The organism is Sphingopyxis sp. MWB1, assembly GCF_000763945.1.
GTDB lineage: Bacteria > Pseudomonadota > Alphaproteobacteria > Sphingomonadales > Sphingomonadaceae > Sphingopyxis.
In genome coordinates this window covers 2,277,257-2,290,161 of sequence record NZ_JQFJ01000002.1, presented here as the reverse complement: position 1 = coordinate 2,290,161, position 12,905 = coordinate 2,277,257, and the positions used below count along the sequence as shown (strand labels likewise).

The 12,905-nt window shown below is 64.1% G+C and carries 15 protein-coding genes; 12 read left to right on the top strand and 3 right to left on the bottom strand.

Translation table 11 applies throughout. From position 1 onward, the window contains the following. Positions 1-79: 79 nt before the first annotated feature. The 3 genes from rplU to JV18_RS0111405 all read left to right on the top strand — a co-directional run bounded on the left by rplU (position 80) and on the right by JV18_RS0111405 (position 1,718). Positions 80-541 carry a 50S ribosomal protein L21 gene (gene rplU, locus JV18_RS0111415; RefSeq protein WP_033074586.1) on the top strand — a complete coding sequence of 154 codons (462 nt, stop codon included), beginning with the start codon at positions 80-82 and terminating at the stop codon, positions 539-541. A 47-nt stretch (positions 542-588) separates the two neighbouring features. Next, on the top strand, positions 589-858 hold the full coding sequence (rpmA, locus tag JV18_RS0111410) for a 50S ribosomal protein L27 (protein ID WP_033074585.1): 270 nt from the start codon (positions 589-591) through the stop codon (positions 856-858). 242 nt (positions 859-1,100) lie between these two features. Continuing rightward, the gene (locus JV18_RS0111405) at positions 1,101-1,718 is read left to right on the top strand and encodes a GNAT family N-acetyltransferase (protein WP_033074584.1); all 618 of its coding nucleotides are present in this window, start codon (positions 1,101-1,103) and stop codon (positions 1,716-1,718) included. A gap of 61 nt (positions 1,719-1,779) precedes the next feature. Here the strand turns inward: JV18_RS0111405 and JV18_RS0111400 are convergent, their stop codons facing one another. Beyond that, positions 1,780-2,391, bottom strand: coding sequence for a DUF937 domain-containing protein (locus JV18_RS0111400; protein WP_033074583.1), 612 nt, complete (start codon positions 2,389-2,391; stop codon positions 1,780-1,782). A 186-nt stretch (positions 2,392-2,577) separates the two neighbouring features. Between JV18_RS0111400 and JV18_RS0111395 the strand changes: the two genes are divergently transcribed. Then, the gene (locus tag JV18_RS0111395; RefSeq protein ID WP_033074582.1) at positions 2,578-2,967 is read left to right on the top strand and encodes a DUF3597 domain-containing protein; all 390 of its coding nucleotides are present in this window, start codon (positions 2,578-2,580) and stop codon (positions 2,965-2,967) included. 200 nt (positions 2,968-3,167) lie between these two features. After that, entirely contained in the window at positions 3,168-4,967 is a 1,800-nt protein-coding gene (locus JV18_RS0111390; protein ID WP_052072211.1) for a DUF885 domain-containing protein, read from the top strand. Positions 4,968-4,996: 29 nt separating this feature from the next. Here JV18_RS0111390 and JV18_RS0111385 read toward each other — a convergent pair whose 3' ends face one another. Both JV18_RS0111385 and JV18_RS0111380 read right to left on the bottom strand, forming a co-directional pair. Further along, positions 4,997-5,455, bottom strand: a complete 459-nt coding sequence (locus JV18_RS0111385) for a hypothetical protein (RefSeq protein WP_052071932.1) — start codon at positions 5,453-5,455, stop codon at positions 4,997-4,999. A 48-nt stretch (positions 5,456-5,503) separates the two neighbouring features. Continuing rightward, entirely contained in the window at positions 5,504-7,105 is a 1,602-nt protein-coding gene (locus JV18_RS0111380) for a phosphoenolpyruvate carboxykinase (RefSeq protein WP_033074580.1), read from the bottom strand. Between the two features lie 254 nt (positions 7,106-7,359). Here JV18_RS0111380 and JV18_RS0111375 point away from each other — a divergent pair, with 254 nt between their 5' ends. From JV18_RS0111375 to JV18_RS0111345, 7 genes are all read left to right on the top strand, one after another. Beyond that, the gene (locus JV18_RS0111375) at positions 7,360-8,070 is read left to right on the top strand and encodes a response regulator transcription factor (RefSeq protein ID WP_033074579.1); all 711 of its coding nucleotides are present in this window, start codon (positions 7,360-7,362) and stop codon (positions 8,068-8,070) included. A gap of 1 nt (position 8,071) precedes the next feature. Continuing rightward, on the top strand, positions 8,072-9,676 hold the full coding sequence (locus JV18_RS0111370) for a sensor histidine kinase (protein WP_033075287.1): 1,605 nt from the start codon (positions 8,072-8,074) through the stop codon (positions 9,674-9,676). Between the two features lie 83 nt (positions 9,677-9,759). Next, entirely contained in the window at positions 9,760-10,206 is a 447-nt protein-coding gene (locus tag JV18_RS0111365; RefSeq protein WP_033074578.1) for an HPr kinase/phosphorylase, read from the top strand. Then, positions 10,203-11,147: an RNase adapter RapZ gene (gene rapZ / locus JV18_RS0111360; RefSeq protein ID WP_033074577.1), complete on the top strand. Its 945-nt coding sequence runs from the start codon at positions 10,203-10,205 to the stop codon at positions 11,145-11,147. Before JV18_RS0111365 ends, rapZ begins: the two co-directional genes overlap by 4 nt. A gap of 23 nt (positions 11,148-11,170) precedes the next feature. Further along, entirely contained in the window at positions 11,171-11,593 is a 423-nt protein-coding gene (locus JV18_RS0111355; protein ID WP_033074576.1) for a PTS sugar transporter subunit IIA, read from the top strand. Then, positions 11,590-11,868 carry an HPr family phosphocarrier protein gene (locus tag JV18_RS0111350; protein WP_033074575.1) on the top strand — a complete coding sequence of 93 codons (279 nt, stop codon included), beginning with the start codon at positions 11,590-11,592 and terminating at the stop codon, positions 11,866-11,868. The genes JV18_RS0111355 and JV18_RS0111350 overlap by 4 nt, the downstream gene beginning before the upstream one ends. Positions 11,869-11,872: 4 nt before the next feature. Further along, a complete protein-coding gene (locus JV18_RS0111345) occupies positions 11,873-12,706 on the top strand; it encodes a TrmH family RNA methyltransferase (RefSeq protein ID WP_052071931.1) in 834 nt (277 codons plus the stop codon). Positions 12,707-12,905: the final 199 nt, after the last annotated feature.

Genomic DNA, 12,905 nt, shown 5'->3' with positions numbered 1-12,905 from the left:
CCCGCATGACGGAAAAATCGCCCGCTTCGGCGGGTGACCGGCAGCGCGGGCGACTTAGTTTTTGATTGGATGGAAGACCATGTTCGCAATCGTGCGCACGGGCGGCAAACAATATCGCGTCGCCGCTGGAGACAAGATCGCCGTCGAGAAAATCGAAGGTGAAGCTGGCGACACCGTGTCGCTGGGCGACGTCCTGCTGGCCGGTGACGGCGGCGAAGTAAAGGACGCCAAGGGCCTGACCGTGTCGGCGGAAATTATCGCCCAGACGCGCGGCGAAAAGGTCATCGTGTTCAAGAAGCGTCGTCGGCATAATTATCGCCGTCGCAACGGCCATCGCCAGTCGTTGACGCTGCTGCGCATCACCGCCGTGGGCGATGCCAAAAAGGCCGCGCCGAAGAAGGAAGCTGCGCCCAAGACGGACGATGCTCCGGCTGCGGAAGCCAAGGCACCCAAGAAGGCCGCTACCCCGAAGGCTGACGCTGACAAGGCACCCGCCAAGAAGCCCGCTGCCAAGAAGGCAGCCCCCAAGAAGGACGCCTGAGCGCGGAACACGCGGCTCGGCCCGGAACGAGATTAAGGAGTTAGGTCATGGCACATAAAAAAGCAGGCGGTTCCTCGCGTAACGGTCGCGATTCAGCCGGCCGTCGCCTTGGCGTGAAAAAGTTCGGCGGTCAGGAAGTGATCGGCGGCAATATTATCGTGCGCCAGCGCGGGACCAAAGTGTACCCGGGCGTCAATGTCGGCATGGGCAAGGACCACACGCTCTTCGCCACCGCCGAAGGCCGCGTCCGATTCCACGACGGCAAGCTTGGCCGCAAATATGTGTCGGTCGACGCGATGGCGGAAGCCGCCGAATAAGGGACGATCTTTCCAGGGTCGTCCACCAGGGATGACCCGGAACTGTCCTTTCCGCTCCGAAAGCGGAAACAAAGGTTCGAAAAGAGGGAGACGGGTCACCCCCGATCTCCCTTTTTTCTTGGCCGAAATCCGTCACTTGGCGGATGGCCGCGAAAATCGGGCCAATCATCTCCCTCCTATATCGACTGTCCTTAAAGCGTCACCAACTGACGCCACGGGGACAGCAAATGGGAGTGACGAAAATGTTTGCGCGTACCGAAAGACTGTTGCTGCGGCCCGGCTGGCAGGAAGACGCCCCTGCCCTTGCGCGTGCAATCGGCGACGAAATGGTCATCCGCAATCTTGCCAGGGCCCCCTGGCCCTATGGCGAAGAGGATGCGCGCGCCTTTCTGGCCGGATGGGTCGAAGGCAATCCCAGCCGTTTCTTGATGGTGCGCCGCACCGCCAGCGCGCCGCGTATCATCGGCTGCATCGGCCTGGACCCGATGGACAATGGCGATGTCGAACTCGGCTATTGGGTGGCGCGCCCCTATTGGGGGCTGGGCTATGCGACCGAGGCTGGACGCCATATGATCGACCTCGCCCGTACCATCGGGATCAAGCGGCTGGTCGCCTCGCACTTCGTCGATAATCCTGCGTCGGGATCGGTGCTGCGCAAGCTGGGCTTTGTTCAGACTGGACGCTGTGCGCTGCGTCAAAGCCTGGGCCGCGGCGAGGCGGCGCCAACGATCGAATATGCCCGCGATGTCGCCGCGGCGGGAAATGACGGCGACGATGATGATGGGCCGCTTGGCGATATGCGCCGATCGAAACGATGGCCCGAAGGGCTGCGCGAGGAGTGGCGGCTGCACGCCGCCTGAGCGCGAAAAGAATAAGCTCGCTCCCTGACAGGAGCGAGCTTTTCTTCAAAGGGCCTCAAAATTAGCCGCGCAGCTTGCCGGCCATCCCCATGATATCGTCGAGCGGATTGCCGTCGCCGTTGAGGTCGAGCATCTGGGCAAGGCCGCCAATGCCCCCTGCCGCTGCCGCCCCGCCGCCAGCGCCGCCCAGCATCTTGCCCAGCATTCCGCCGAGGCCGCCGCCGCCGCCGAGCAGGCCGCCCAAACCGCCCGCGCCGCCCGCCGGAGCCTGGGCCCCGCCTTGTTTCGACATCTGGCCCGCGACCATCATCGCAACCATCGGCAGCATTTTCTTGAGAACATTCGAATCGAGGCCCGTCTGCTGCGCCGCATGACCTGCGACCGAGCGGCTGACGTCCTTTGACCCGAAAATCTCACCCAGGACATCATTGCCCTTTTCCACCGGCGTGGGCTGCGGCGCGACCACTGCGTCGAGCAGATTGCCGCCGCCCAATTTGCTGAGCATACCGCCCAGCCCTTCGGCCCCGCCTGCTTGCGCCTGTTTCTTGAAACCGCCCAGCACCGCGGGTAACAAGGCGTCGGCACCCTGTTTGGCAAGAGCGGGCGGAAGGCCCAATTCCTTGGCCATGGATTCGATACCGCCGGCCTGCTGAAGAATATCGGTCAGGTTCATGACTATGCTTCCCCTTCCTGCGCGCGAATAGGATTATGCGCGCCGACATATGTATAACATCCGTTTACATATCCGCGACACTTTCATTGGTAAGTCATACACATCGCGTTAAGCTTAACCTCCGGCCTCGCGAGTCTGTCGTCTTTTCGAAATATCGCGCGGCCCATTTTAGCGGGAGCTTCAATCATGGGTATTTTCAGCAGCATTAAAAATGCGATTTTCGGCAAAAAGGCACAGGCCGCCGAGCCGGCAGCGTCGGCGGAAACCGCCCCGGCCGCCGCCCCTGCGGCTGCCCCCGCCGCGCCGACCCCGATCAGCGAAGTCGATGTCGAGGCGATATTGTCCGCCGAAGCCGCCAAGGCGGGACAGACGCTCAACTGGCGCAGCTCTATCGTCGATCTGATGAAATTGCTGGGCATCGACCCCAGCCTCGCGAACCGCAAGGAACTGGCACAGGAGCTGGGCTATACCGGCGAACTGAACGGCAGCGCCGAAATGAATATCTGGCTGCACAAGGCGGTGATGCGCGAGCTGGCCGCCAATGGCGGGAAAGTCCCCGCCGACCTGACCGATTGACCGCGGCAGGCGGGGGCCGTCCGGTCGGATGGCACCCCGCCGCCCTTGCGCGGGCCCGAACATCGAACTTCGCGCAGCGCCCCCATTGACCGCACAGCACAGGCGTTCCAGACAGTTTCCATCGAAACAATGTCGCAAGGGAGCGTTTTTCCGTGTCCACCGCCTATTCCCCATCGCTCAATCGCCGCCAGACGCTCGCCATGCTGGGCGCGGGCACGGCGACGCTCGCTTTTGCCGGACCAGTCGCCGCCAAGGCTGCCGGATCGGCGCCCGACGACGCGCAGGCATTGCTCAATTCGGTTGCGGACAATCTGTTGGCGCATTCGCCCGAAGGCGCGACCTCGCTGGGCATCGATACCGGTGCGCGCGCTGCGATGCGCGGCCAATTGTCAGACCGGTCGGCGGCAGGTCAGGCCGCCTTGGCGTCGACGCTGAAGGCCGATCTGGCGCGGGTGCGCGCCTTTGACAAAGGCGGGCTGGACCATGGCACGCGCACCAGTCTCAATGTAGTCGAGAGCGCCTATGGCGTGGCGCTTGACGGTTTTGCCCAGCCCTATGGCGATGTCGCTGTCGGCGGGTGGCGCAACACTCCCTATGTCGTCATCCAGAATGTCGGCGCCTATCTCGACGTACCGCGCTTTCTCGATAGCGACCATCCGGTCAAGAGCAGCGCCGACGCCGAGGCCTATCTCGCGCGGCTGTCGGCCTATCCGAGCGCGCTTGACGGCGAGACCGAGCGACTGAAAGCGGCGGGCGCGCAGGGGCTGATCGCTCCCGCTTTTCTGATCGACAAGGCCATCGCGCAGATGGAAGCAAGCCTTGCCGATGCCAGCAAGGGCGGTAGCCTGGTCGAAAGCCTGACCAAGCGGACGCGCGCGGCGAATATCGCGGGCAATTGGGGCGCGCAGGCCGAAACCATCACGCGCGGCACGGTCGCCCCCGCGCTCGAACGCCAGCTTGCCGAACTGAAGGCGCAGCGCCCGCGCGCCACCAACGATGCGGGCCTGTGGGCGCGTCCCGGCGGCGATGAATTTTACGCTTGGGCGCTGCGTGCATCGACGACGACCCGCATGACCCCCGATGAGGTTCACCAGATGGGGCTCGACCAATTGGCCGAGCTTCATGGCCGCATGGACCCCATCCTCAAAAAGCTTGGCTATACGCAAGGCTCGGTCGGAGACCGGATGAACGCGCTCGCCAAGGACAAGCGTTTTCAATTCCCCGAAGGCGATCAGGGACGCGAGGAGATCAAGACCTATATCCAGACCTGGCTCGGCAAGATTCGCGCCGAACTGCCGCGCGCCTTTCGCACGCTGATGCCCGGCAATGTCGAGGTGAAGCGCCTGCCGCTGGCCGAGGAACCCGGCGCGCCTGCGGCTTATGGCGGGGCAGGCTCGATCGACGGGAGCATTCCGGGGAAATTCTGGATCAACCTGCGCACCACCGATCTGCACAGCAAATATTCGCTGCCCGACCTGACGATGCACGAGGCGATTCCGGGCCATGTGTGGCAGGGCGAATATTCAAACCAGATGCCGCTGATCCGCACGATGCTGGCCTTCAACGCCTATTCGGAAGGCTGGGCGCTCTATGCCGAACAGCTCGCCGATGAGCTCGGCCTTTATGATGATTTCGAGGTCGGGCGGCTGGGCTATCTGCAGTCGATCGCCTTTCGCGCCTGCCGCCTCGTTGTCGATACGGGGCTGCACGCCAAACGCTGGACGCGCGAAGAGGGCGTGCGCTTCTTTGTCGAGGAGAATGGCAGCAACCCGCTGGAAGTTGCGAGCGAGGTCGATCGCTATTGCAGCTGGGCCGGGCAGGCCTGCGGCTACAAGGTCGGGCATAGCGAGATCGTCCGCCAGCGCGGGCTGGCGAGGGCCGCGCTCGGCGATGCCTATGATCTGCGCGATTTCAACAATGTCGTCGTCGAAGGGGGCAATGTGCCGCTCGACGTGCTGGCGCAAAATGTCGCCGACTATGTGGCGCGGACCAAGGTGTAAGAGATAGGCAGCCCCCGCGAAAGCGGGGGCTAGTCCGCAGGCTTTGGCAAGGGCGCGAGGTCGGGTTCGATGAATCCGCGCCGCGCCGCGACCGAGAAGAGACGATCGCGGCTGTAGAAGCGCAGCGGCCAGTCGCGGCGCCCCATGTCCGAGAGGAGCAGCGCGTTGACGCGGGCGGCAAGGCCCGCCTCCCGCGTCGTGGAGAGAAACAGCCGCACCCCGGCGACATAGGCGCGCGTGACACTGTCATGATAGCCGTTGTGGTCGTCGTTCACGCCGCCGACGCTTTCGTTGAAACGGCGGATGATGCCCGCAATTTCGGCGTCGATGTGGATATCGGGTCGCTCGCTGAGCAGCCAGAGGCAGACGGCGAGATGTGCCTCATGCGTCCATGCCGCGCGCGGCAGGCTGCAGGCGAGCAGCCCCTCCCCCAGCGCGCGGATGTCGGAATCGCGCGTGAAGAGGCGCGGGCTATAATCGGCAGTCATGCTCCGGTCCTTCCGGGTGGATGGCCACCCGGAAGAGAACCGGGTGGCTTAAGCGGCGACGGCGGCCTTCGGCCCTGCGGCGCGAACGCCTTCATCGACCTGATCGGCAAATTGCGCGAAATTGTCGATGAATTGCTGCACCAAAATTTGCGCGGTGCGGTCATAGGCGGCCTTGTCGGCCCAGGCTTCGCGCGGGTCGAGCAGGGCGGTGTCGACGCCCGGCACTGCGACGGGAACCATGAAGCCGAAATTTGGATCCTCGCGGAACTCCGCATCGTTGAGGCTGCCGTCGAGCGCCGCGTTAAGCAGCGCGCGCGTCGCCTTGATCGGCATGCGCTTGATACCGTCCATCGTCGCCATGCCACCGGTCCAGCCAGTGTTGACGAGCCAGCATTGAACCCCGCCCCTGGCGATACGCTCTTTGAGCAAATTGCCATAGACCGAGGGGTGGCGCGGCATGAAGGGCGCACCGAAGCAGGTGGAGAACGTCGCCTCCGGCTCGGTCACGCCAATTTCGGTGCCCGCGACGCGCGCGGTATAGCCTGACAGGAAATGATACATCGCCTGATCGGGGGTCAGCTTGGCAATCGGGGGTAGCACGCCATAGGCATCGGCGGTGAGCATGATGATGTTGCGCGGCACCGGGCCCATATTGCGTTCCGAAGTGTTCGGAATGAAATCGAGCGGATAGGAGCCGCGGCTGTTTTCGGCGAGACTGTTATCGTCAAAGTCCAGTTCACGCGTCGCCGGGTCGATCACGACATTTTCGAGCACCGTGCCGAAACGCTTGGTCGTCGCGAAAATTTCGGGTTCGGCCTCGGGCGAGAGGCGGATCATCTTTGCATAGCAGCCGCCCTCGAAATTGAAGACCGCCGTGTCCGACCAGCCATGTTCGTCGTCGCCGATCAGCGTGCGCGAGGCATCGGCGGACAGCGTCGTCTTGCCCGTTCCGCTGAGGCCGAAAAAGACCGCCGTGTCGCCTTCGGGGCCGATATTGGCCGAGCAATGCATCGGCATCACCCCCTTGGCAGGGAGCAGATAGTTCAAGATGCCGAACACCGACTTTTTCATCTCGCCCGCATATTGGGTGCCGCCGATCAGCACGAGCTTTTCGGCGAAATTGACCGCAATGACCGTTTCGCTGCGCGCACCGTGACGGGCAGGGTCGGCGCGGAAGCTCGGCAGGTCAATCACTGTATATTCGGCGTCAAAGCCAGCGAGTTCCTCCGCCGTCGGGCGGCAAAGCAGGGTGCGGATGAACTGGCTGTGCCAGGCAAATTCGGTGAGCACCTGCACCGCAACGCGATGTTCGGGCTGCGACCCGCCGAAAAGCTGTTGGCGATAAAGCCGATCACGCGAAGCGAGATGAGCGAGGAAATCTTCCTTCAGCGCGGCGAAATGGTCAGGCGTCATCGGCACATTGGTCTTGCCCCACCAGATGGTGTCGGCGGTTTCGGCGTCCTGGACGATGAATTTGTCCTTGGCGCTGCGTCCCGTATGCTTGCCGGTAGCGACGACGAGCGGGCCATCCTTGGCCAGCATCCCCTCACCCCGACGCACCGCTTCCTCGATCAACTGCGCCGTGCCCCAGTTTTCGGCCACATCCGCCTGTGTCTCGACGATATTGTTACCGATCACCACTTTCGTCATTGCCTTCGCCTTTCCTTCAGCCGACACCCTTTGCATAGGTATGCAATCCTGCCGAACAACAGGGCAGGCCCGCATTTACATGGGTGCCGACGTGACGCCGATTCCGTAGATGGATTTTGCGTTAGCGATCCCGCGAGGGGAGGTCAAAAGATAAGGGCGCAAATCCGCACCTTTTTGCCTTGCCGCCTCGCCCCGGTTGTCGCGCCGTGCGGGATCGTTTAATTGCAGGGGCAACGCCCTCCGACGGAAAGAGCATGACCGCAACCATTGCGCTGGTCGATGACGACCGCAACATCCTGCAATCCCTGTCGATCGCGCTGCAGGCCGAAGGCTTTGCCACGCGCCTTTATTCGGATGGCGAGGCGGCGCTGAAGCCCCTGCTCGACAATCCGCCCGACCTTGCCGTGTTCGATATCAAGATGCCGCGCATGGACGGGCTGGAACTGCTGCGCCGCCTGCGCGAGAAAAGTCAGCTTCCGGTCATTTTCCTCACCAGCAAGGATGATGAGATCGACGAGGCGCTGGGGCTGGCCATGGGGGCCGATGATTATATCGCCAAGCCCTTTTCCCAGCGGCTGGTGATCGCGCGAATCCGCGCCATTTTGCGCCGCGTCGAACTCAACCGCAACGCGCCTGATGGCGAAGAGGAACCGGTGGCCGAACCGATCACGCGCGGGCGGCTGCAAATGGACCCCGCGCGCCACAAGGTCAGCTGGGACGGCAAGGACGTGACGCTGACCGTCACCGAATTTCTGATCCTCGAAACGCTGGCAAGCCGCCCCGGCATCGTGCGCAGCCGCAACCAGTTGATGGACGCCGCCTATCAGGATGATGTCTATATCGACGACCGCACGATCGACAGTCACATCAAGCGGTTGCGCCGCAAATTCCGCGAAGTCGATCCGGAGTTCGACGCCATCGCCACCCTTTATGGCGCGGGATATCGTTTTTCCGATGACGGCTAAGATGCAAAAGCCCGACGCCAGCATCGCCGAGCAGGAGGAAAGCCCGCTCGTCTGGTCGGCGAAATGGTCGCTGACGACGCGCATTTTGGCGGTCAATATCTTGGCGGTCGCGCTGTTGATGGGCGGGTTTTTCTATCTCGACACCTATCGCGCGCGGCTGGTCGATACCCGCATTGGCGAAATGGAGCATCAGCTGTCGCTGCTCGACACCGCGTTGGAGGCCGCGCGCGCCGACCAACGGCAAAAGCTGATCGACCATTTCACCCGCGCGACCGAATCGCGGCTGCGTTTCTATGCCGCCGATGGCGTGAAGACCGCCGACAGTTTCGACGATGCCCCCCCCACCTATACGCTGCGCGACCCCGACCTTCAGCCATGGAAGCGCGATGCGGCGCGCGCCATGGATCGAGGGATCGACTGGATCGTCGGCGCGCCTTCCTATCCCGAATTTGAAGAGCCCGCCGTCGACCGCGCCGCTGCATGGCCCGAAGTGCGGGAAGCGCTGCGCACGGGGGAGGCAGCCAGCCGCTTTCGTTATGCGCCGGAGCGCACGCCGCTGCTTAGCGCCGCACGCATTGTCGACCTGGAGACGCCGCAGGTGATGCTGATGACGCTGAATGCGCGCGACATTACCCGGACGGTGCGCGCCGAGCGTTTTCGCCTCGCGCTGGTGGTGGCGACGGTGTTGATCGCATCGGTTCTGCTGTCGCTGTTTCTGGCGCGCACCATCGTGCGTCCGCTGCGTCGCCTCGCCCGGGCAGCGGTGCGGGTGCGGCTGGGCCGCGCGCGCGAAGTGGTCGTCCCCCGCCTGCCCAGCCGCCGCGACGAAATTGGCACGCTGGCCCGCGCGCTGAGCGACATGACCCAGGCGCTGCGCGAACGCATTGATGCGGGCGAACATTTCGCCGCCGATGTGACGCATGAGCTGAAAAATCCCATCGCTTCGGTCCGTTCCGCCATCGAAGGGCTGGGGCGGGTGACAAGCGATGAACAGCGCGCACAACTGCTCGCCATCGCCGATGAGGATGTGCGGCGGCTCGACCGGCTCGTCAGCGACATCAGCGACGCGAGCCGCATCGACGCGCAATTGTCGCGCACCCATTTCGAGCCCATCGATATCGGCCTGATGATCGAGGCGATGCTCGCAGGCCGCTGCGCGCGCGCCGAGACCGATCCGGGGGCGCGCGCAGCGGCCCCGCGCCTCGCCTTTGCCCGCCCGCGCAAGGATACGGCGATTGTGATGGGCGACGGCCACCGGCTGGAACGTGCGATCGACAATCTGATCGACAATGCGGTCAGTTTTTCGCCGCCCGGCGGGCTGGTGTGCATCGCGGCGACCCGGCTGGGCGATGAAGTGCATATCCGTGTCGATGATGACGGCCCGGGTATCCCCGCCGAACAGCGCGAGACGATTTTCCGCCGCTTTCACAGCGATCGTCCCGAGGGCGAAGCCTTTGGGCGGCACAGCGGGCTGGGCCTCGCCATCGCGCGCACGATCATCGAAGGCCATGGCGGCACGATCAGCGCACGCGACCGCGAAGATGGGCAGCGCGGCGCCAGCCTGCTGGTCACCCTGCCCGCACGCGATGGCACCGAAGAGAGCTGAATCGCGCGAGGCCGATCCAAAAGGAAACAGATCACCGCTTTGCTGCCTTGCGGCGCCGCACCGGCGCCGGTAAGCCTGCGACCATGACCGCCTCCCCAGCCCCTTCTTCGGTCGTCAACATTCACGCGAGCTGCGTCGCGCTGGATGGACGCGCCGTGTTGATCCTGGGCGCGTCAGGACAGGGTAAATCCGACCTTGCACTGCGCCTGATCGATCGCGGGGCCGAGCTGGTCGCCGATGACCGGTGCGACATTTGGGCCGAGGGCGGCGAGCTATGGTGCCGCCCACCTGAAAATCTGGCGGGCAAGATGGAAGTGCGCGGAATCGGGATTATCGAGCGTCCCTGGACCGCGCCCGCACCGCTCGCACTCGCCGTGCGGCTGGCGGACAGCTATGAACGCATGCCCGAGGCGGAATGTGTCGAGACGGTCGCAGGGCACAGCCTGCCCGCGCTGCGCCTGTCGGCCTTTGAGGCATCGGCGCCGATCAAGGTGCTGATCGCGCTGGAACAAGGGATGATGGCGGCATGAGCACAGCCTCCCGGCCGCCCCAGTCTCGCCTGCTGCTCGTCACCGGCCTGTCGGGCGCCGGCAAGTCGACCGCGCTCAACGTGCTCGAAGATCTGGGGTGGGAGGTTGTCGACAATCTGCCGCTCGCGCTGCTTGAAGCCTTGATCGTCGCGCCGGTGCGTCCCGGCGAAACCGGTCGTCCGCTGGCCGTTGGCATCGACAGCCGCAGCCGAGGCTTTCGCCCCGCGTCGCTGGTCAAACAGCTCGCCGAGCTGCGCGATAGCGGCGGGCGCGATATCCAGACGCTGTTTCTCGATTGCGCGGGCGCGGAGCTGGAGCGCCGCTTTTCCGAAACGCGGCGCCGCCACCCGATGGCCGAGGACCGCCCCGCCGCCGATGGCATCGCCCGCGAGCGCGAGATGATGGAATCGCTGCGCCGATCGGCCGAGCATGTCATCGACACGACCAATTATTCCAGCAACGATTTGCAACAGGAAATTCGCCAGCGCTTTGGCGATAGCGACGACGGCGAGCCGGTGCTCAACATAATGAGCTTTGGCTTTGCGCGCGGCCTTCCGCGCAATGCCGATCTCGTGTTTGACATGCGTTATTTGCAGAACCCGCATTGGGACCCGGCGCTGCGTCCCGGCACGGGACTCGACCCCGAAGTCGCGGCCTATGTCGCCGCCGACCCCGCTTATGATGCGACGGTCGGGCAGATCGAAGCGCTGCTGCTCGCCTTGTTGCCGCGCTATCGCGCCGAAGGAAAAAGCTATGTCACCGTCGCTTTTGGCTGCACCGGCGGCCGTCACCGGTCGGTCCATGTCGCCGACCGTGTGGCACAGACGCTACGCGCGGCGGGTCATCGCCCTACCGTCACCCATCGCAACCTTGACTCTGCCCCGCAAGATGGGCTTGAGGGCAAGCCCCCGTCCGCCTCTCCCGGGTCCGACGGAAAATAACAAGGGTCTCGCATTTCATGTCCATGGATAAAGCCGTGCCGCTCCTTGGAATGGTCCTCGTCACACATGGCCGCCTTGCCGAGGAGATGGTCCGCGCGATGGAACATGTCGTCGGGCCGCAGCGCGCCATCGCCACCGTGTGCATTGGCCCCAATGACAATATGGAAATGCGCCGCGACGAAATCGCCCAGGCAGTGCGCACCGTCGATGGCGGACGCGGGGTGATCATGCTGACCGACCTGTTCGGCGGCACCCCGTCGAACCTGGCGATCAGCCTGCTGGAACAGGGACGGACCGAGGTTATCGCCGGGGTCAACCTGCCCATGCTCATCCGCCTTGAAAGCGCGCGCAAGACAATGGAATTGCGCGACGCGGTCATCGCTGCGAAAGAGGCAGGACAAAAATATATTTCGGTCGCATCCGAAATGCTGGGAGTTGGTAGTTGAGCGAAGTCAGCGAGACGGTCGAGATCACCAATCAACGCGGCCTTCATGCCCGCGCCAGCGCCAAATTCGTCACCTTCGTCAGCCGTCTTCCCGAAACCGTGACCGTCGAGGTCGAACGCAATGGCTCGCGCGTCAATGGCACGTCGATCATGGGGTTGATGATGCTGGGCGCCGCCAAGGGCGACAGCATCACCATTCATGCCAAGGGCGAAAACGCCGACGCGGCGCTTTTGAAACTGGTGGGGCTGGTGAAGGACAGCTTTGGCGAGGATTGACGCAATGGCGCCCTCCGCTCGCCCATCCGGGCGCCGCTCCCGCATCGAAAGCCTTTCCAACCCGCTGATCAAGCGGATGCGGCTGTTGCGGGAAAAGCGCCATCGCCGCGCCGAAGGCCTGTTTCTGGCCGAGGGACTGCGCATCGCGACGGAGGCGCGCGAAACCGGAATCCTGCCGCAATGGCTGTTCGCCACCGAAGAAGGCGCCGCGCACCCGCTGGCCCGCGCGCTGATCGACGCCGCGCTCGCCCATGGTGGCGAAGTGATCGACACGACCCCTGCCATTTTGTCGAAACTATCGGGCAAAGATAATGCCCAGACAGTAGTGGGCATTTATGCCGAACCCGCGCTTGGCCTCGCTGACCTCGACCGCACGGCCGCGCCGATCTGGCTGGTCGCCGAACGGCTGCGCGACCCCGGGAATCTTGGCACGATGCTGCGGACCGGCGATGCGGTGGGCGCAGGCGGCCTGATCCTGCTCGACGACAGCACCGACCCCTATGGCGTCGAAGCCGTGCGCGCGAGCATGGGGGCGATCTTTACGCAAAAGCTGGTCCAGACGCGCTGGGAGGAATTCCACGTCTGGCTGCGCGCGGGACCGGGGCAGTTGGTCGCCACCTGGCTTGGCGACGACACGCTGGATTATCAGGCCGCCCGTTATGAAGCGCCCACCTTTATCCTGATCGGCAATGAATCGCAGGGTCTGCCTTCCGCCTATGCCGCCGCCGCCGATCTGCGCGTCAAAATGCCAATGATGGGCAAGGCCGACAGCCTGAATGCCGCCGTCGCCGCGGCGGTCATGGCTTATGAAGTGCTGAACCAGCGGCGCGGCGTCTGATCTGCAACAGGCTTCGGCATAAGGGGCAAAGCCTGTTATAAGCCGGGGCATTGTTCATCAGCGGAGCCGTTGCCCCATGTCCCTCATACGCCCATCCCTTGCCCCCTGCCCCTCCGGCGCGGCCCTGATCGCCCTCCCTATGGCTCTGCTCGCCCTTGCCGCCTGCGCCCCGGCCGGCACCGCGCCCGACAGTCCCGAA